Origin of the sequence: Marinobacter sp. S6332 (assembly GCF_023016045.1) — a bacterium.
Lineage (GTDB): Bacteria > Pseudomonadota > Gammaproteobacteria > Pseudomonadales > Oleiphilaceae > Marinobacter.
Genome location: NZ_JALKAP010000009.1, coordinates 92,163 through 113,058, shown reverse-complemented (window position 1 = coordinate 113,058; position 20,896 = coordinate 92,163). Strand labels below are relative to the sequence as shown.

The 20,896-nt window shown below is 50.9% G+C and carries 13 protein-coding genes; 5 read left to right on the top strand and 8 right to left on the bottom strand.

Going from position 1 to position 20,896, the window contains the following annotated elements:
* Window positions 1-8: 8 nt before the first annotated feature.
* From MWU62_RS13780 to MWU62_RS13760, 5 genes are all read right to left on the bottom strand, one after another.
* Window positions 9-3,416 (bottom strand): site-specific DNA-methyltransferase, encoded by a 3,408-nt coding sequence (locus tag MWU62_RS13780; RefSeq protein ID WP_247115450.1) that lies wholly within the window; start codon window positions 3,414-3,416, stop codon window positions 9-11.
* Between the two features lie 215 nt (window positions 3,417-3,631).
* Window positions 3,632-7,525: a DEAD/DEAH box helicase gene (locus MWU62_RS13775; RefSeq protein WP_247115449.1), complete on the bottom strand. Its 3,894-nt coding sequence runs from the start codon at window positions 7,523-7,525 to the stop codon at window positions 3,632-3,634.
* Window positions 7,522-9,558: a phospholipase D-like domain-containing protein gene (locus MWU62_RS13770; protein ID WP_247115448.1), complete on the bottom strand. Its 2,037-nt coding sequence runs from the start codon at window positions 9,556-9,558 to the stop codon at window positions 7,522-7,524. Before MWU62_RS13770 ends, MWU62_RS13775 begins: the two co-directional genes overlap by 4 nt.
* A complete protein-coding gene (locus MWU62_RS13765; RefSeq protein ID WP_247115447.1) occupies window positions 9,551-10,771 on the bottom strand; it encodes a hypothetical protein in 1,221 nt (406 codons plus the stop codon). Before MWU62_RS13765 ends, MWU62_RS13770 begins: the two co-directional genes overlap by 8 nt.
* 47 nt (window positions 10,772-10,818) lie before the next feature.
* A complete protein-coding gene (locus MWU62_RS13760; protein WP_247115446.1) occupies window positions 10,819-11,301 on the bottom strand; it encodes a hypothetical protein in 483 nt (160 codons plus the stop codon).
* 254 nt (window positions 11,302-11,555) lie between these two features.
* Here MWU62_RS13760 and MWU62_RS13755 point away from each other — a divergent pair, with 254 nt between their 5' ends.
* The gene (locus tag MWU62_RS13755; protein WP_247115445.1) at window positions 11,556-11,774 is read left to right on the top strand and encodes an antitoxin Xre/MbcA/ParS toxin-binding domain-containing protein; all 219 of its coding nucleotides are present in this window, start codon (window positions 11,556-11,558) and stop codon (window positions 11,772-11,774) included.
* Between the two features lie 968 nt (window positions 11,775-12,742).
* Window positions 12,743-13,732, top strand: a complete 990-nt coding sequence (locus MWU62_RS13750) for an integrase domain-containing protein (protein WP_247115444.1) — start codon at window positions 12,743-12,745, stop codon at window positions 13,730-13,732.
* Between the two features lie 1,075 nt (window positions 13,733-14,807).
* Here MWU62_RS13750 and MWU62_RS13745 read toward each other — a convergent pair.
* Window positions 14,808-16,061 (bottom strand): hypothetical protein, encoded by a 1,254-nt coding sequence (locus tag MWU62_RS13745; protein WP_247115443.1) that lies wholly within the window; start codon window positions 16,059-16,061, stop codon window positions 14,808-14,810.
* A gap of 162 nt (window positions 16,062-16,223) precedes the next feature.
* Here MWU62_RS13745 and MWU62_RS13740 point away from each other — a divergent pair, with 162 nt between their 5' ends.
* Entirely contained in the window at window positions 16,224-16,577 is a 354-nt protein-coding gene (locus MWU62_RS13740) for a hypothetical protein (RefSeq protein ID WP_247115442.1), read from the top strand.
* Between the two features lie 306 nt (window positions 16,578-16,883).
* Here the strand turns inward: MWU62_RS13740 and MWU62_RS13735 are convergent, their stop codons facing one another.
* Window positions 16,884-18,239 carry a site-specific integrase gene (locus MWU62_RS13735; RefSeq protein ID WP_247115441.1) on the bottom strand — a complete coding sequence of 452 codons (1,356 nt, stop codon included), beginning with the start codon at window positions 18,237-18,239 and terminating at the stop codon, window positions 16,884-16,886.
* 227 nt (window positions 18,240-18,466) lie between these two features.
* The gene (locus MWU62_RS13730) at window positions 18,467-19,537 is read right to left on the bottom strand and encodes an SDR family oxidoreductase (protein ID WP_247115440.1); all 1,071 of its coding nucleotides are present in this window, start codon (window positions 19,535-19,537) and stop codon (window positions 18,467-18,469) included.
* Window positions 19,538-19,618: 81 nt separating this feature from the next.
* Here MWU62_RS13730 and MWU62_RS13725 point away from each other — a divergent pair, with 81 nt between their 5' ends.
* Together MWU62_RS13725 and MWU62_RS13720 are read left to right on the top strand one after the other, a co-directional pair.
* A complete protein-coding gene (locus tag MWU62_RS13725) occupies window positions 19,619-19,993 on the top strand; it encodes a MerR family transcriptional regulator (protein WP_247115439.1) in 375 nt (124 codons plus the stop codon).
* A 143-nt stretch (window positions 19,994-20,136) separates the two neighbouring features.
* Window positions 20,137-20,766 (top strand): PEP-CTERM sorting domain-containing protein, encoded by a 630-nt coding sequence (locus MWU62_RS13720; protein ID WP_247115438.1) that lies wholly within the window; start codon window positions 20,137-20,139, stop codon window positions 20,764-20,766.
* Window positions 20,767-20,896 lie beyond the last annotated feature (130 nt).

Sequence of the window (20,896 nt, the reverse complement as noted above, 5' to 3'; positions counted from 1 at the left end):
TCCCCTCCTCAATCCAGCCTGATGACTTTCAGTGACTCGATACCTCGATCGTCGACAATCTTGACGGCAATACAGCGATTGTCACCTGGTTCAAAGGGTATAGATTTCGTCCCGTGGAACTTGTCCAACAGGTCTTCATTGAGTTCGGCACGAATATCTTTCTTGAGCTTGTACCAACCATCCTTCTTGCCAGCCATGGGGAAGAAAACCTGACGGGCATATAGTGAACGGTTGTCGTAATCCGTATCAAGCTGCCACATGGCGATATTCTTCTTGCCGCCAGATTTCAGCTCACCGGTTTTGGTGTCGAAATAGTCGAAGCCATGAACCTCGACCTGCAGTTTGCCGCCCTTGAGTTCATGCACCTCGATATCTGGCTGCCCCATGAGCCAGAAAGACTGGTTGCTCGACCGTCCTTTTTTCAGGTCTTCAGTAAGCAAGTCTGTATTCATGTGCACTTTGAGCGCCTGAATACCTTTTATGTTATCGATATCCTTAGCCGCTTCGGGGTCAAAATTGAAAGCACAAAACACAAGCATTTTGGGGAGTGGGAAAAGATCTCCAGCATCACTCTTCGCAATCTCGACCTGTCGTTGTTCCAACGCGGTATGCTCAGGTCCGAAGCTGATTGCGACTCGATCCCCGCTTTCTGCCAATGTTCCAACCGCGTGTAAATAACGCGAATCAGGCAGTGTCTCTAAGTCCAGCAATTTAAGATGTTGCCCCCCCTTTCCTCGAATACCAACCTTCAGAAGTTCCTCTCGCCATTGGCTATGCCGAGATGTCGCTCCGGCTCTAGCTACAGTTATGTCGGCTTCGGCAGGCTTCTGAAACTCCTCCAATCCCAGAACTGTAGCGAAAGGTACAGCCTCAACAGTAAAAGGCCCCGTTATCCTCAGCTTGTTTTTACTAACAAAAGGCTGATCGTAAAGCACCTCTTGAATTGCATGATTTTGAATTGAAGAATCCATGCGCTCGTGCATTTCACGCCGCAGGGCCTGAAAATGCTCGAAAGCGGGTTCAATGACTGAAGGCCAATCATCTGGGAATGATGGTGGGACTTCCCATTCGGTCAACTCATTGTTGAAAACAGCTTCCCCTGAAGGTAGCGTTATTTTTTCTCCGCTGCCTTTGCGAAATTTAATTTCACTTCCGCTTCTCGCACCAACCTTCACATGAAATTGGCATCCGTAATTTCGCAATTCATTATTCAGCTTTTCTAAAGCAGATTTTATTGACGGATGAAAACTATTATATATTTCATCGATCTCCGGATTATTGGCAATCGATTTTGCAGTTATGTGAGGAGCTGTCTTATAGACGAAACCACCGTTAAGCCCTTCCTGAGGATACTTAAGCTCGTAATAGTCAAAGCTTGCTGTCACAAGTCTCTGCTTAGCCAAAGCTATTGCTATTCGGGATGTATCACACGTAATCCACCTGCGGCCCAACTTTTCTGACACTAATGCAGTTGTTCCAGATCCACATGTGGGGTCCAAAATTAAGTCCCCGGGATCAGTAGTCATAGCCATGCAGCGCTCGATAACATTTTCATTGGTCTGAACTACGTAGCTTTTGTCTGATGCAGGCGCAGTATCGTGCCAAGGGCTTGTTATCTTGGCATACGGAAAATCACTATGGGGACTCACGAACCTTGGACTGTCTTTTTCTACAAAGAGGCGATTCGCATAATTCAACCTATTCATTTTAGGCTTAGACGAAACCCAACACTGACCCGATGATGGCTGAAAATTATGACCCTGAAACTCATAATCAAAAACACCTTCCGGTGAGAAGGATGGCGCCCACTGGGATATAGTTCCGAAGATATTGTCCGGAGCAATACCTTTCTTCAGAGCAGCCCTATCATCCTTGGACAAACGTCTGAGGTTCTTATTTTCATCAATCAACCCTGTCCAGCGTCCTTTTGAATCTGGCTGAGTTTCTCTATAAAGGTGACGATACTTTAGTTTACTAAAGTCCTTGCAGAACCAGATGAGAAAATCAGACATTTGCTCCAGCGTCTTAGCCCCTAAAGGCATTAGCTTTTTTCTAAAAGGCACTATTGCGACAAAGCATTCCTTTCCAAAAACTTCTTCCATAAGCATTCTAATGTAATGCTCATTTTCATCTGAAATTTGCACAAAAATACTACCAGACTCATGGAGCAATTCCTGACAAAGTAACAATCGGTCTCTAAGATAAGCCAGGTACGAATGGATACCCAATTCCCAAGTATCTCTAAAGGCCTTTATCATTTCGGGTTCCTGAGTAAGATCCTCATCACGCCGGTCTTTAACATCCTTTTTATTCACAAATGGTTGAAAGTTAGATCCATACTTGATTCCATATGGTGGATCGAGAAAGATCATTTGTACTTGGCCCGACATCCCTTCTTTTTGGAGAAGCGAGTTCATAACGAGGAGAGAATCCCCCGCAATCATGCGGTTGGCCCAGTCCCGCTCATGTTTGTAAAAATCTATTGCGTCCCTCAGCGGTAAGTTCTCGAACGGAGCATGAAACAAGTCAGGCTGAAGAGCTGGGGAGGACTTTCCCTTTGCATCTTTAATTCGCTTCTGAACTGCCGCCAAAATGGTTGCCGGATCAATCCGCTCATGCACATGAAGCGAAACGGTATCCACGTCAAAACTGGTGCGCTCAGCTTTTCCAGTCCAATTAAGGTAGGGAGCCTGCATACGCTTAAGCTCAGACAGATCGCCTCGCTCCCGCTCCAGAAATTCCTTATCAGCTACTCTCTTGCGAAGATTGGTTACCACTTCTCGGATAGCAGACTCATTGTCAGCGGCCAGGGCATGATCCAGCCACATTAACAGGTCATCTTTCGCCTGTTTTGCTTCGACCTCTCGGGCGTGAAGCGCATCCTCAATCAGGTCTTCGACTTGCGACCTGGTTGAATCGAATTGCAGCTCCGGCGCGAGGTGCGGATCATACTGCCAGGTCGTTTTTTGCTCCTCACCGTCAGAATGGGTATCCACCATGCCCACATGCGGGTTGTTCTTCCGTTTCTCGTCGTATCGGTACGACAACACCTGACTGTGCTCTCCCTTTTTCTTTCCCAGCTGGCGAGGCGCTTTCGGAGAGGCTGGCTTCTGACTGGAATAGACGAGATCTTCCTGTGAAGGCGCTTGCTGGGCTTGCAGCTCAAAACCATCATGCATAGCTTGCTCGCCTGCCGCAGGCTGGCTTAGATAGGTTGCACCACCGCGTCCACGCCCTTTCCCAATGCCCCCCTCATCGAGGAGCTGGTTTCGAGCCGCATCAAAATCCTCGTCGCTGATAGCAAGTTGATGGTCGTTGCGAATCTGGTCTTTGAGGCTCATGTTGCCAACGGTTGATCCATCCTTGGGTAGCAAGGAAAGCAACAGGGACTTGATCTGCTCGATATTGGTGTTCATGGAATACTCGCTGCGAATACTGGGTTCCATCCGCCCTATCGTTGCGACAGGGCTGCCAAGTGGCCAGGTTGATTGGCTCAAGCTTCGGCCACGCTCTCTAATATTGTCAGTCGCTAAAAGTAGCAGAAAGAGACATAAATATCAGTTGCTTATCTCATCTAGTTCTCGTCATCGGAGTGCTATTTAGCATTTTGTTTGCGTTTCAGAGACAAGGATCAAAACTGGTCTTCCTCACAGATCAGGTATTCCAGCCGGTCACTCTCCACCGCCAGCACGTGAGCGCAGTAGACGAACTCTCGCCAATGCAGGCTATCAATCGGATGCACGCAGCGGCCAACGATCTCCTGTTCGTCATTAAGCATGAACTCAACCACATCGGTATATCGATTCCGTTCCCAGGTTAACTCTACAATTTTCTCAACAAGCATTGCGCTAGCGACGTTTGAGGGCACGGCAGGACTGATAAATACACACTGCCCGTCGGACTCCGACAGGAAAACTGTTTGAGATCGACGCAGCTCTCCCTCTTTGAACCAAAACCGGAAACCGACAGTCGCCCCTGAATCGATCACATCGACCTTCAGGGTCTGTTGACCTACTTGAACTTCTTGTTCTTGCCGAAGTCGTTCCAGATGTCGAAAGACGACAGAGCCTGGGGAGCGGTATTCCTGCGGATCGTGTTTTTCATGAAACCGATCAAGTAGCGCCGCCATATCCCTCTCAACCGTTACGTTCTCATCCCCTACCAGCATTTCCGCATCGTAGGCCAGTCGCCAAACATTCTTGGCGGTTTGAAAGGCAAAGGTTCTATGGAGCGTGGTCCAGGACTGCTGGTGCATCAACGTCGCCAGTTCAGCGTGGGATCCTATCTGGACTTGAGTTCCACGACCGTCCTGGTGATCGACCACGACTCGGGCAAGGATTTCTCCAGAGGCTCTGGCTGTCGTCAGCCGGACTTCAGCTATATCCGATACCTGTCCAACCAGGTCGCTGACCTTCAGGTTAACGCTCAGTGGCCAACGAACGCCCTCACTAACACCGAGCGCCGAGGCAATCAGCTGCTTCGCTTGACTGACGTTTGCCAGCACTTGCTCCTGAGTTTCCCTTATCTGCTGCTTAAGTGAACTCAAGTGTTCCAGATCCGATCTTGGATCTGCGGGATCAAAAGGACTTTCTAGGAAATCTCTTATCTGGGGCTCTATTCGGGTGCGATCGGCGATTTCGGATTCGGCGATCTCCTCCCTGTCTGAAGCGACGGAGTTTCCGATCTCATGGAGTGAGGCCATGTAGCGATTGATGTTTTCCGAGAGTCGGCGAATCTGAACCCGCTCAATGCTTTCCTTCACGTGGGGGAAGCTCACCTGTATTAAGTCATCCTCTTCCGGATCACTTAAGCCTTCACGAGTGAGCCGCCGCTGTGCCAGTGAGCCAACACGGTCCACTCGGCCGTTCTTCTGCTCGATGCTCACTGGCGAGCCCGAAACGCCGTAGTGGACAACGCTGTCACAGAACAGATGCAGGTCTTCGCCCTCCTGGAACACGTTCGTGCTTACCAGTACCAATGGATACCCCGGCATACGAAATTTGCGGGCTTGGGCTGAGCGTTGTCCCGGCGCATTTGTATCGCCTGTGGCACCAATAATCGGAGCGATCGGGTTTAGCTGGTTACTCAGATAGCGACGATATTCATTGGTACCCAAGTCAAAAATGCCTGGAAGGTTAGCTTTCAATATTGCCGGCAGCTCATCCGCCAGCCCTTTTAACTCAAGATAGGTGGAAAACCCTGGAGCCTGGGATTGTCGAGACAGCTCTGCGACAAAATCAGTAATCCAGCCAGCGAGAACGCCACTACTGAGATCTCCCTCTCCCTGCCTCAGACGCGACACGTACAGATCAATCATGCCGTGCCCCGTGCGTAGCAATGTCGATACAATTGCCGCGTGTATATCCACTGTTCTCAGCAGCACTTGTATGTCATCAGGGTTAGTGCAATCGGGCGTTTCAGTCAGCTGACTAAGCAGCTTTCCTAAACTTGGCAGGATTTGCCCCCTTATCTCATCACTGGCTTCCAGTTCAGAAAACAATGTTGGTAAGCGGAGCTGCTCTCGAACGTCCTGCCGGGTGATGATGGCTCCGTCTTCCTGCAATTTCTGCTCGCTGAGAGAAGCCTGCAAATGATCGAGAAGTGGCTTATAAGCACTGTGGCCGAGCTGGTTGACCCAGGCATCCAGAAAGACCAATTGCGACAGCCTGAATTTCCGGAGGTACTCCTGCGGCTGAACCTTTCCAAGTTCAGCAAGGGACGTTTCGGTTGCTGCGGTCAGGCATTGCTCGATAGTTTGGCGTAGGTCCACGCCGCTGAAAAAGCAAATGAGCTGTGCCCAATTCACTTCTAACAGCGGGCTAGCAAGGCGCGTGGATTGGGACAGGCTTTGCCTTACCTGATCCGGAGTTAAAAGATCTCCCCAATTCTTCTGTTTTTGAGGCTTTGGTGCATCGCCTCGAAAGAACCAGTTGAAGAGATTGTCGTTTTTGGGTGGTTGCCGGAGTTCGGCCTCTCCAGCCTTGCCTTCCTCTGCGAGGCCTTCATCTATGCGTTCGTCCCTGAATCGGCTGATATCACGGTATTCGCCGATCACACCTTGCATAGGCCTTAGTGCTTTTGTGCGACCTTGCAGGCGGAAGTTCAGGTAATTGATCAGCCAATCGTCATAGCATTCATCAAGTTTCTGCTTCAGCTCTTTGACACTTTTTACCCTGCGCACAAATACAAGCTGCTTACGGTTCTCCTGAAACACTGCATTGGCCAGCTGCTTTGCAACCGTATCCATTTTGGGGTGTGGCAGTGACCGACCGAGGTTTGCATTTACATAGCTGTCGACAATAGCGCCAACTACGTTCCGGTCCTGTGCATCACGCCCTCTGTCATCTGGGTCTTCGCTATCGAACTCCACTCGGGGCGACCGAGTGGTTTCACCATAGCTCTCAAAAGATGCGAGCATCCCCATCTGGAAGGACGGAGAGCCATGCTTGTGACCAAGTGCATCGCCAACTTTCTTTTGAACCAGGGCCGTGACCAGCTTTTGCTCATCCGTTTCCAGTTCAATCGCAGCCTTTGGACCATCGCGCAGCTCTGTACGATACATATTACGAGTGTATTCCCGATTGCCTATTCTCAGCCGGTTGAGGCGACGCACCATAAATTTGGCGATCTCTTCCTTGTCCGTTACGGACTGGGCGCGACTCAGTAAATCTTCTTTCCCTACCAAAGCAAGCTGGTTTCTTAGCTGTTCGAGATTGCGATCATAAGGTGTAGCTGAGAGTAGCAGAGCATTACGTACACGACGCTGATAGGGCCTGTCATCAGCGCTTCCGCTTTGATAGAACCCCAATACCTGAGAAAGGACACGGTTTCGGTCACTGCTCTCGAAGTTGTGTTTGAAGTTGTGGCTCTCGTCGATACACACCAGATCAAAGGTCGGCAGCACGTAATTTAATGCCAGAGCGAACTCGTCTTTTACTCCACGATGAGTGGGGTCGCCACTTGGGACCGAAAATGCCGGTAACATCTTCTGCAGTTTTTTACGCTGCTCGTTCCAGCTCCTGATCGCTTCCTCATCATGGTCATCAGAGGCTTTTTTCAAGCCAAAGCTAAAACTCCCATTGCGAACGAAAAATTCAGCATAGAAGCCGGAGGCTGCTGTGCGGATAAGGTCTTCCAGGCTATCGCATTTAGTTACTGGGGCAGCAGGCTTACCCTCTGGAGTCCGCACACGATAGCTGGCGGTACAGACGTTTCGGTCAATAAAACTGGCGTGCTCACGTAGCCATTTATCCTGAACATTGGCACTCGGGCATATATAGAGAACCCGCAGAGCTGGATTGAAATACCTCATCAGCGCAACGACTCCCAGCGCTATGTAGGTTTTTCCCATTCCTACTTCATCAGCGAGATAACCTAACCCAATACTCTCGGTGTTGATCATATTGTAGAGGGCAACCGCGCCACGGAGCTGTACCTCGCCGAGCGATTTGAGCTCATCCCTACCACCACTGAAATCAAGAATATGGCGTGCAGAGTCCAGGTCGAGAATAGGGTAAGGTTTCATGCGCTACCCACCGCTCTTTCGATCCGGTACTGCTCCAGGAATTGAGCCTCAAACCAATCGAAAAAGTTGTCTCGATCGGCTTCGCGTTCACTGGATAGCTTGATTAATTTGCTCTCACGTATTTGCTGAAGAAGCGTTTCAATAAACTCCAATTGCTCTGCGACATGAGGCCGATCTGCAAATTCGGCTGATCGATAGACTTCCTTGGCACTGAGCAATAAAAGATACGCACTGACAGGATGCAACGGCTGATCACTCTCCTCAGTGGGTTCGAGTACAGCCGCAGCTCGGCCAACTAATGTTGGTAAGCTATCCACGCCGGTACCGGTGAGATAGTAATCCTGCTTTTTCGGTGTGGATTGCTCGTTGCTGAGGTCTCGCCTCAGCATGCGAAATGCGTGGAACAGTTCGGCATACTCGGAAAAGAACTCGTTCTCCATAGGCGCCTCTTCGATCAGGCTGGTCTCCCCTCGCTCGCCCAGTTCGAAAAGCCGTTTAACCCGTGCGTCCGTCAGCAGCAGCTGACGGCGTTCCGGAGACATTCCGGCATAGATCGCCAGGATCTGCTGAGGAGACAGTGTGGCGAGATCGGGTTGCGGTTTATGCGACCAGTGCGTTTGCTGAAGTAAAACACGGTGCGGGGCGACTAATTCATCGGAATCACAAACTCGCCCAGAAACTAGGATCAGGGAGCCGTTGGCTAGCGCCTTCTCCAAAGCTTCAGTGTCGCCAGTGTAGTCGCTCAAACAGTTGCCGAGACGCCAGCCCTTCACTGCCGTGCTATCTACCCCGTCCGGGCCGATTAGATCAATTTCGATCTGGCTTTCAGATTCCACTCTCCCGCTCAGGGTTTTGGTCAGCCAATCAAACGTGAGGGAAATCTGGGGCATGCTGCCCTGAGCTTCGTGGTCCACTTCGCCGGGTGCCAGGTCGAGAGATCTTTGGCTAACTTCCGGCAGATCTTCGGAGATAGTTTTCAACAACGACTCCGGATCTGTAGCTACTAGAAAACCGGCTTCGACATTCTCATTGAGCGCTTTGTACGTGAAATTCACTGACCCAACAAAGGTTAGAGCCCGATCAGCGCCAATGAGATTGAAAATCTTGGCGTGCAGTTCCCTATGAGGCTCTTTCCCTACTCCCAATGGGTCCGATGTTGTTTTCACCCAATCAGACCAGGAGACGTTCTCCAAACTATCAATGTGAGCTAAATAATCGAGGTTACAGAGCGCTTCTTGCTTGTCATCGCGCGGCAACATTAGGCGCACATTACTTACGCCCAAATCTTGAAATGCCTCATGCAGATTATTCCTGGAGTCGTCGGCGAAAAATGGCGAGATAATCTCCAGTTCAACGGGCTTTTTAAGCTGGCTGGTCTCTGCCGATAGAAAATCCAGAAACCGCGTTGTACTGGATAATCCGAAGTAGAGGGTTGGTGGTGCTGCAGGATCTGCTACGCACTTAGCCAAAAATCTCTGAATTTCAAAAACAGCACTATTCTCCGACTGGACTATCCGCTTCTTTTGCAGGTAGTCCAGATCGCGTTTCAGTACTCGCAGAAACTCGCCGTCACCACCGCGTTGGCCAATCTCCTCCCAGTGCTGGCATTCAATGTTATCCCACCAACCAGCCTTAGTGAGGTTATTAGAACCGGCGGATATCAGTAAGGAGTCACTTTCCCCAGCGCCGTTACCTACAAGCAGAAACGATAGCTTCGGGTGGAAAGCACGATTTCCTTCAGAAACACCGTGGCAGCCGTATTCCATTCCAGGTGAGCTTTCACCCTGAATACGGAAAATGTTCTGATCGTAAAAGACATCAATCGGCAGTTCGGCTTCCCTGAGGGATTCTCGCACCTGGAACTGTTTCACCCGCTCATCGATCGAGAAAGAGCTGTTTTCTGATAACAGAAGAGGAACAACTTCCAGCTCAAAAAATGCGGGATCGAAGGTGTAACTGGTAAAGACAGCGGCTTTAACCGGGCGCCCTCCCAGGCGTTCTTCAAGGTATTGGGATATCTGCGCATTATCCATTACGCTCCTCCAGATTCGCTTTGGCAATGCGAAAATAGGAGCCCAGGAAGTAATCGTAATCCCAGTCCTCCAGGAGAGCCTGCCTAGACCGAAGAACGGCCGTTTCTGACTTCACTTTGACGTTGAGAATGTCGCCGTCACAGGTTACCCAGGGAGCACCACCCCTCGCTTTCATCACGTCCGCATTTAACTTAGTGACGGCTTTCACTGCTCCCCAATGGTTGCCAGCTCTCAGATTGTCGTTGATCTCACAAAGCGCGTTCCGTCGCGTCATCCCTTGGGGCAAAGTCTCTGGTAGGTGCTCATAGTCATAAGTCTGGCTTTCAATCTGCTCCACAACTGAAGAGACCGGTTGATGATCCTGTGTGAGCAGGTAATAGAAAACGTTGTTAGCAGCGACCAGCACACGCTCTACTCGCTGGATTTCGTCCAGACACTTCTGCAAATCAGGCGACCCGGCGTTTTGAACGTGATTCAAATTCTGGGAAAACTCACCGGTTAGCTTGCCCGCTCTCACGAGCTTCTCGGTCGCGGCGAAAAGACCCTCTTGTACCGAGGCATTCTGATTCTGGTGCCCACGAAGTAGTACATGAGTGAGTTTTTGTCGGACAACCTCCTTACGAATTGCCTGCCAAAATTGGGGGGCCAAGCGTTCGCATTCATCTCTGGAAAGCTGACCGTCGACTCTGAACAGCTGAATGAATTCATTGGAGTTCAGATCCCTCGCGATTGTCTCAGCAAGCTCCATCCCTTCAGCTGTCAGCTTTCGATCGCTCCCTTCCGCAAGCCCGGAATCTTTCAGGGCCGAACTGTACAGGCCCCACAATCCATAGCTTGCCTGATTGCTCAGAATCTGCGCTTTCAAGCTAATAGCTAACGACTCCGCCTGAGCAGTCATATTTTTGTGGACGCGGGTAATACCCATGATTTCTTTGCTACCGGACTGGTGCCGGAGGTAGGCGGCAAGCTGCTCGTAGCGGAGGAACGTCTCCCTAATTAGCCGCTCGCGACTGTCTTTGTCGGCATTCCCATGAATCTGGTGTGCCCAATAGAAACCGAGCAACGCAACGGTAAAGTTTTCGACGGAACTGGTGATGGTGGTCAGGTTGCCAACTACTTTTCGGCCGAAATGGGTCCACACTAATTCGAAGCCAAGCGGGTCTCGCGATCCTTTGGGTTTGGCTCGGTCATCAAGGAGTGAAAGGAAAGGCATATCGTTTCAGATCCATCTGTTTATTATTCTGGAACCCCCGCTTTTCGTCAGAGGGTCGCGACTACCTCTTTCTCCACATCGAAGGGCCTGAATGCATTCTCGAATCTTTCCTGTAGACCGTAAGCCATGCTCTCAAGTGGTGCCTTTTCGCTGTATCCGAATTTTTGCATTTCGTTGATATATCTTTGGATAAACCGTCGGGGGCCCAAACTGCGCCACTGAATCACGTGGACTAGTTCGTGAAAGTGGATGCCAAGGTCCTTTGCCCCATTTGGTACAAGGTAGTAAGTGTTTTTGTAGGTGATGCCGCCGAGCTGATCACCATTATCCAGGAAGTCACCCAACCCTGCTTCTCTGAGCTCCGGCATCTTTGGCATGGGGAGAGCCTTCACGACCACGAAATAGGATGAGCGGAGCAGCTCCGGGCCATAGAAGCCGTCAAACTGATGCTGAAAAACTGAGCAGGATTGGCGATAAGGCTTGTACGCCTCGTTTAACTCATCAATCCATGATTCCACGAGCTCGATCATTTGACCTCCTGAAGCGCTGAACCATCTATTAAGCAACTGCGCCAAAATTTTGCCGAACAATAGTTAGCCTGCAAACGTTGGTCGGCCCCTCAATATTGCTTGAACTGATGAAGTTTTCCAATAGACGCGGATAATCCTTGTGCCGGGCGAACCAGGAGAGTCAGCTTTGATGCGTGTTCCTGACGGCCGTGCTTTACTATCTAGTGTTAACTGAGAAAACAGCCGCACGCACTTTCATCAGGGAGACAATTCCTATGACTGACCAACAGACTGAGCTTGAAACGCTGCAGGCTCAGGTAAAATCCGCTGCGGTGGAGCTTTTTGAGGGAGACAGGCAAATGGCTGAGAGCTGGCTTTCGAGCCCAGTGCCGATAATCGGTAACGAAACTCCATACAACTACATGGACTCGCCTGAACGGGCAAAGCACTTACTCGGCATCATCAATCGATTTGAGCATGGTGTTTGGACGTAGAGATTTTCGTTCACCACTTTCCCTGCATAAACCAAGCTGATCGCTGTCAAACTCTCCCCAGTCGTACCGTAGTGTCCTCCAAGTCGACCTGCAGTGGACTTAACTGGCAAATGTGCTCGCTGCTTCACACGGATAGCTAGCAAAAAGTCCATTTAGAGTCCACTTGGAGGCCACAAACCAACCCAGGACTGCATCCGCGGTCCACATAGTGCAGCGTGGTGACATGTATCACATTGGTCTTATTACAGAAATTCTGCGTTTTAACGAGTGGACAAGACCACTCTAGGTTCTGATAATGAAGGCTCAATCGGGTGGAATCACTCGGCCAGGTAGCTGGCTTGGTAGAATAAACAGCATGTGTCTCACCGTCGATTATCGACTGGTATCCCGCCGGGCATGGCCCGACCCAAACTGCTAAAAATAGCCGAAGCGGACGTCAAGTTCGCTAACCCAATCGCCCTTCTGGGCATTCGTCACCTCTACGATCGAAAACCGAACGTTAGAGAGATGACCTGACCTGGAGCTGGGAACCCAGCAATTCCAATGCTTTCAAGCCGTTCAACGGACTAGAACTGGTCGAAAACCCTGACTAAAACCAGATTCGTGCGGATTCGCTCCCCCGGTGCGTCACCACCGGCATGCTCGATTCGATCTGTTCGCCCTTAAGCCTGAGCCAAGCTTCAGGCGCCCCTCTTTTGCATCGTCACGCTGACCGTGTGACAACTCCGCTACCCCAACAAACAGCATTAGCTGATTTGTTAACTACGGCTTGCAACGGACCAAACTGTGCCTGCGGCGGCACGAACGACACCCCCAACGATCAGAGGAGATTTCTCATGGTTACGTATCTGACTGCGGTGATGGGGCGGGGTGTCAGCGAGGGAACCAGGCTCTGCCCCAAAAGCCGCAGGGTTTGCCTCGCATCAGCTGCACTCGATTTCAACTTTCTAGAGACAGGTGATTTACCAATGAAACGGAAACAGAAAACGCCGCGCAGCGAAAAGCGCAATTATGGCTACGGCAAGCAGTTGCTGTATGCCTTTTCTATGGCCTTGAACGCCCTCCTTGGTCAGCAAGACCATTTTGGGACTCGGCGGACGCACCGCATTCGGATCAGGGTTTTCGTCGAATTCTGCCAGCGGCATGGCATTCGGGATGCCCGCGATATTGATCTGGAGCTCGTGGAAGCGTACGGAAATTATCTGCGTCACCGGCTGCATCACGCCTACGAGTGGGCCGATGGGAGACGAGACAACACTGTTGCCGCGTCGTATGCACATAATCTGATCTCGACGGTTAACACATGTATGTACGCACTACGTCGGGATGAGAAGCTGCACCTTTCCGCTCGCAAAGCACTGGGCGTGGCCAGATCCAACGTACGAAAAACCCAGATTCATGCAGACATGGCGGATACAAAATCCGCAGCAGATCGCATGATCGCCTCTGGCAATGAGCTTGGAGCTGCCGTAGTCCTGCTAACGCGCGCCTGGGGAATGCGAACGGAAGAAGCTTATCTTCAGGACCTGGAGCGTATGATGCGAGAGGTAGCTGCAACAGGCTCTGCCGCAATTCTGGAGGGCACAAAAGGCGGCAGGAGGTGCCGGTCCCGGACAATCAGCGCTGGTGAGTTTCAGCGCGAAGCTCTTGAATTCGCTCTCTCGGTTCGGCCTGCTGGTTCCAAGTGCCTGCTGTTGGAAGCAGACAGCGCGATCACCTTCTACCGTCGGGAGCTCGGTCGCTGCAGGAGAATCCTGAAAAAATGCGGAATTCCGTCCTTCCGTGAACTGCGCAGCGGGTTTGCACAGGATGTGTACGAGGAAATCGTCCGTGGACCCAGCCCACTCCGCGGCCCTATTGGGGATCGGGTACTGGATCGCGTTGCCCGTCAGACCGTTGCGCGCTTGCTGGGGCATGGTCGTCCCCAGGTGGCTTCCTCTTACATCGGAGGCTACTGATGAATATCCGGGACATTACGCAGCGCATTAAATGGCAAGAGGGGACTCCCGAGTCGCCGAAGGGTACTTCTGATGCGACCAAATATCGTACGATTAAGCGCATTCAAACGATGGCAGATGCTATTGAGGCCCAGTTTCCAAGCGTTCGATACTGCAACCAAATTAAGCTGAAACACATGAAATACCTCAAGGAAGCCTGGTTCGACAATGAGGGTTTCGCTCCGTCAACCATGGCTGATTACACCCGTGCCATGCGGCTCATGATTAAGGCTCTGGGGAAAGAACGGCATTGGTTCGGTCACCTGGGCCTGGTCCAGGACCCCACACGCGGAGGGCGGAGAGTGGTTTCACGAGTAACGAAAACGAGGTCCCGAAATCGTCGATAAACGATCGTCCGACTGTTCGGGTGGGGTTCTTTGGAAAATTTCACAGGCCGAGCCCCCTCCCCACGCCAGTTCAGATTCCCGATGATCGCTTTAGGTGATGAGAGAGCTCATCACTTGTAAAACGCAAACCCACAATCTGAACTGGAGTACCCGATGAGACACACATTCGACAGTTGCGTCAGCAAACGAACAGGCAAACCACTGGCAGCCTACGACTGTGAATATGAGGCTTGGAGCGCTTCCGACCACGCGAGCCTGTTCTACGGTCAAGATTTCACATATTACCGGTGTCCTCAATGCCAACATTGGCATTTAACCCCCAAGGAGCGATACACACCCAGTAAACCCTGCGAGTTCTGCACCGATAGCGACGGAGAAACCAAGGAGCTGTATTCAACTAAGGCGGGAGCAGAGGCTCGGGCAAAGATCATTGGTTGCGAAAACCACATTCATTTGCGGGTATATGAATGCCCCTACCAAACGGGTTGGCATCTGACCAAACAATAGTGCCTCACGATGCAACCCCTTAAAACACACTCAAGAACTGGAGTAGATTCCTATGTCAAAAGATAAGGGTAGCACTCGTCCCTCCAACGGCCATCCGGGTGGCAACTGGCCAAGCACAACCGGCCGGCCATCCGGAGGAGGCCGAGGGAACGCCCCCTCCAAGGGTAAATAGCGATGCAAGATCAGGCCGCTGCAATGTCGGCGGCCTTTTTGTGATAACGGTTCCAGTATGTGCTGTAGGACCCAATGGCATTGAAACATTGAAGATCTGGATGCGTAGTGAAAATTGAGGCAAGGGCCTCTTCTTCCTCATCGATCAATCGCCCCCATGCCAGTGCAGCCTGGGCTTTCATCCACGCCAGATAATGGTCTGAGTCGTGGCCAGCACAGAGTCTGGCAATGAATATTTCAAAATCGGATAAATCGGGAATCGTGCCTTTGCGCCAGCGCTTCAGCTTTCCGTACTTATGATCCGCAGGGGTTTCAAATGCACGAGAAGCAAACTCGTCCTCAGAGCAGTCTCCGGGCAAAGGCAAATAGCTGGCCATTCGCCTATAGCTAACGTCACAATCATTGAGCGCAGACAATCGATACTTCCATACCTCAAATAGCCGAATTAAGGGCCTGTCCTTTTCAGAGAGAGCTTCCTGAGCCGATGATCGGGGAGCAATATCTCCCACAAATCCCTGATCGACCAACTGTTGTTTGTGCGTTTCATATGCCCCATGCGCAACAAGATAATCGGCCACATCCAAAGCTAACTCACAGAGCAGCGTGTAGTAGAAATCAACTCGCAGTTGGTGGTTAACCAAGTGCAGTATGCTCTTTCCCTTGAGCCACTCTGCGCCCTCTGGATTTCTGGCTGTGTGGTCGATCTCAGCGATCAGGGAGATGAGTTCCGGATCCACCAGGGTGTGCTCCCTCAAGAACTCTTGACCCCGTCGAATCCAGACGGCGGGCTCATGCTGTTTATTCGGCTGTCGGCTGGTCTCCTGTTTGACCCAGTCGAGAAAAGCCTTCTCTTGAGCCATCCGCTTCTCAAGGAAGCTGGCAACTCTGGATCCTTTGAGGGCCGAGCCAATTTTCGACTTGTCAGCACCCGCCAGTGCAGCTACCCACGAGGAGCCATTGTTCTTAAGTTGGAGGCCGTTCCAGGGCTCCACTGCAGCTTCGATCGATTCCAGGAATTGCTTGTCGGGAAAACTTGCGCGCCAGACGCGTTTAATTTTCATCGCGGTGCTGGGTGTTACTGGCTGCTGCTCAGCTTTCTTTAACGTGTTCGGATGCGGTGCCTCAACCCCGGCAGCATTCGCCATTGTCTTTACCAACCGGGGAAACGAACCTGAGTCGCCGAGCGCGATTCGCAGAAAATCAGACACGTGCGGCAGGAAGAACACATCGAGTGGCGGAAGTGTAACTCTGATTCTGTTCTTCATATGCTCCTCGATACAGTGGCGACAAAACCCTGGAATTCAGACGCCGCCACATTTGATCACATTTCAAAAGGTTTATGGCCATCATCCTCCACTAGGCTTTGAAGCGTCGATAAATCAATGTTGCTGAAGGTCAACCAACAATAAAACCTGAGGAACGAACGCATGAAAACCGGCATATTGGAACCCAAGAACCTCCCTCACCTTCTGGCGCTCGCCCGGGGTGCCCGAGCAGGCAACGTGGGGGCATGCAGGAGACTGGCCCGCCAGCTTCGCAACGCATCGAACGCCAAAGCGGTATTACGCCAACTCAAGCAGCAATTACATCAGGACGAGATTCAACGAGAGAAACTGGCACTACAGCGTCGAACTGAGAGGGAGAGGAAACAGCGTGCTTGCTTCCCGCCAACACACCCGCTGTTCCGGAATAGCAGGGCCACCGGAGGCCGGAAAAATCATGATGCGATGAAAAGAGCGGTACTGTGTGGCGGGTTCGAAACGAACAGAACCCGCCATTAGCATTGTTATGGCCAATCGAGATTTTCAGACCGCTACTTTTTGAGGCCCTCCTCATAAGCTTGCAAGTCGGCCTCGCGCCAACGAGCGGTTTTAGGTGAAAGTTTGAGCGGTTTCGGAAAACGTCCTTCGCGAATCCAACGCCAAATGGACTTGGGAGCAACCCCGTAACGCTCGCTGACTTCTTTAATGCTGTAGAACACGTTATGTACCTCATTCCGATTAATTGGTACTCAATAGGTTAATCGGAAACAAGGACTGGTTGGCGCGTGTAATTGCCAGAAAAGTGCAGAAACTCCGGATTTTTGGTTAATAATCCTTGCGCTGGCGTTTCCGTGGCAATTTTCCTGTGTATGCGTACCTGGAGTAGGCGTTGAGCAGTTGCAGGCGACGATCCAAGATCTGCTCGCTCAGATAAGCTGCGCGGGTCTCATCGCTGTCCAGGTGCGCCAAACTGAGCTCGGAGACCACATCATCAAAATCTGTCCTAGCTGCAGCAAAATTTTTGAAGCAGCTTCTCATTCCATGGGCGCACGCGATCTTGTTATACCGAGGGTCCATAAATCCTTTGCCGCCAGACTTCAGAGACTCTTGATGAATTGCCTTCACCGTGTTGTTCAACGCGTTCTCGCTAATCTGCTCTTTTCCTTGATAACCCGGAAATACGTAACGGCCCGACTGAGGCATACTCCGTAGAATTTCTATTGCCCGCGGCACCAAAGGCACCACGTGGAGCTCATTCGGATTTCTGTTCTTCATTTTCGAGCCTGGGATCGTCCAAGTTCCCTCCTCAAGATTGATTTCCGGCCATTCAGCAAACTGAACCTCTGTGGGTCTGGCGATAGTCAGTATTTGAAACTCCAGTGCGCGGGCGGGTGTCGTGTCTCGCTCCAGCAGGAATTTCATAAACTCAGGCAAGTCATGATGCCGCATCGCAGGTTTATGCTTAGTGTGATGGATACGCTTTGCCGGTGGCAGCCAGCCATCCAAATTGTCGTCCCAATCTGCAGGATTCTTCCCGGAAACCAAGTTGCGAGATACCGCCAGCTTCCAGACTTGGGCAATAGTCTGACGGATTCTGGTGGCCGTTGGTGTTTGGGTGGTCCATAGCGGATTCAGAACTCGTACAACGTCCTCAACGCTGAGGTCGCCGATTTGGGTATCACCAATCTCCCCTAGACAGCGATCAATCGACTTCCGTAAGCGGTTTCGCTGCCGCTGCGGGTTCTTGCCGCGAAAAGTCACCTCTTTAATCTTGTAATATTCCTCCGCGAGCTCTCCGAAGGTGACTTGTTTCCGCTGACGCTCACGATCTCTGGCCTTTCGCTCTTGATTCTGTTCAACAGGATCTACGCCATTACGGATTTCCTCCTTTTTCTGGCGGGCCTGCTCTCGCGCCTCCCCTAGGCTCACATCGGGATAGCCTCCCAGGCCAATCTCGCGACGACGTAGGCCCACCGTCGTGACCAGAAGCCAAGAGCGTGAGCCGATTTCCTGTCCAGCCGCTGGCGGACGACATTGCAAAACTAGACCGTCTACCCCACCCACCCTGTGATAAGCAACACAAGGCTCTCCAGCTTTTCGCGTTTTACTGTCCTTTTTCACCACCCCATGGCGTAGGTTGCGAACTTGAGCGGGGCTCATTTCAGGCACTTTTTTTGGCATCGTCTAGCTCCACCTTTCTATCTACCCATCATCCTACCCCCCAAAACACCTGTCGTTAGATGGGCATACTTGTTACTCAACGATACCATCAAAATCAAATCGCACAATTAATTTATTTTAAAATCAGTTCGTTAGTTACCATATGGGACATTCTGAGACTAACTGGGACATTAGTGTGGAACCTGCCGGGGGTACCAAATACCCTTCCAAATTCAAGTTTCAATACGCTATTCCACAACCTCTCCGACTCTGCGCTGTTCAAGTGCACTTTGTAGATACCACCGAGCACTCGCCTCAATAGCCAACCCTATCTCGGGCCGGAGTAACCTCTGGTGTTCAAGAAATTGATCCGTAATAGAGGTATCGAAGCGCTTTGTTTGAATGAAATTCAACGCTTCGGGATAGGTATTCATGAGTTTAGGGATTCCGGGAATAGACAACAGCGCTCGCAGCACCGGTATTGGAACATACCGACGTGGCGGCTTAACGCCTATCGAACCACCAACCAACGCTAGCATTTGCTGAAGTGTCGGTGTATCTGAGTCCAAGCACAACAATCGCTCCGGCACATTCTTCGCTATCGCGGCTGCGGTGATCAAAGCAACCAGATGATCCACAGTGGTAAGTGGTAGCCAATGTTCACTCGTACCGGGAACCAGTGCAAGGCGACCTCGGGACAAGTTGTCGATTAGTTGGAAGAGCGGTTGTGCAGCGTCCAACTCACCGGTTTGGCTGTGGCCTGCAACTGTCGCGGGCTGAACTTCCACCATATCAAGCGCTGTGTTTGCAGCAAATGATCGAACCTTCAACGCAGCTTCTAGCTTGCTAGCTTCATAGGCGCCAGCATGCCGGTACACCTTCCGCCAGTTCGTCCTGTCTGGTTGGGCAGGGTCAATGCCCAATTGATTCAAATGCTGCAAATTTTCAAGCATAAACCCGCTAATAAATACCAGCCGGCAACCAAGGTCCTTAGCCAGTTCTGCAATGGCTAGGCTACCTTCTACGTTAGTTGTGTAGGCGCTTTTATACTCAAGTTGCCAGGCAAAACGAGCACCAAGATGAATGACGGCATCCACGTCAGCTAATGATTCAGTAATGCCTAACTTGGGCTTCGCCAAATCTCCAGATATCGCTTTTATTAACGTTCCTCTTCCGCCTAGGCTATTTACGTTTGCCTGAAGGTTTGGGAGTTCATGAGGCCGGCGCATCAGCGCAACAACGGTATGGTGTTGAGCGGTCAGGTGAGCACATAGATGACGGCCAATAAAGCCTGTCGCGCCAGTGATTAACAGATTCATATTAAGCTCCATTTGATTGAGTTCGCGATAACTCTAAGGTATAGAGTGAACTCGAAGGTCAAGAGTCAGGACGACTTAATTATGAAAATTTCCGAGCTTGAGCAACGCACCGGCGTTAGCCGTCATACGTTGCGTTACTACGAAAAACAGGGTTTGTTGCTGGAGGTAAGTCGGCAAGGCAACAACTACAGAGACTACCCAGAGCAGGCAGTTAAGCGGGTCAACATGGTGCGACAACTGAAAGATCTGGGATTTTCTCTCAGGGAAATCTTTGATGTGCTAGACGCGCTTCGTAAAGACACTATGGATTGTGCACAAGGCGCTGTGTTGATGGCACAAAAACGTGCAGTTGTAGACGCGAAAATTGCAGAATTGGAGGCGCTCAGGCTACTGCTAACCGAAGAGCAGCAACAACTGGAACGCAGTGCTAAGGCGCAAGATTTACAACATCAGTAGATATGTCGGATAAATTTACACTCGTCTCCATTAACTCACGAGCAAATCTTTCAGCGCATTGAAATAAAACAACAAAACTTTGCTGGCATTTATTTTGCTTAGATTTAAGTAATCTAGCAAATAACACAGTGAAGGAAAATCTCATGGCCTTACTCAACCGCATAGCCGCTTTCAGTGCTCTAAGCCTCTCGCTTGCCATTGCAGCTCCTGCCAACGCCAACCTTATTCAGAATGGCAGTTTTGAAGATGACGTTATACCTGGAAATAGCTGGCAATCGTTCTCTGACATAGCCGGATGGGAAGCCAACGCCAATAATGAACGATTCGAAATATGGAACAACTATAACGGCGTAACCGCCGCCGAAGGCAACCAATTTGCCGAACTGAATGCCCATCCTGGCTCAGGTACTGCGTTCAGCATCTTTCAGGAGTTTGCGACCGTTACCAACCAGTCCTACGACATTAGCTTTGCCTATCGGGCACGGGCTAACAACCAAGAAGAGTTCTCTTTCGATATCATTTCCGGCACAAATACCTTGGACTGGCTGCTAGACGACCACACAACAAATGGTTGGAGCATATTTTCGAGCTCTTTCGTAGCTGCAGATACAACAACCACTATCATGTTCACCTCTGTGAATCCTTTGACTGGCACTGTTGGCAACTTTCTGGATGACGTAAGAGTGACCGCAACAGTACCTGAGCCGGGCACCCTTGGCCTACTTGGCGCTGGCCTTCTCGGCTTGATAGCCGCCCGTCGCCGTCGCGCTTGATTGCAATACCTTAAGTACACTTTGAAAAGGGCAGCGTTCGCTGCCTTTTTTCGTATCAGAGTGGTATCGAGAGCTCCTGCTGGATTGCCCATCAATACGACTCACTGAGCGGAACATTTGGGGACTATGG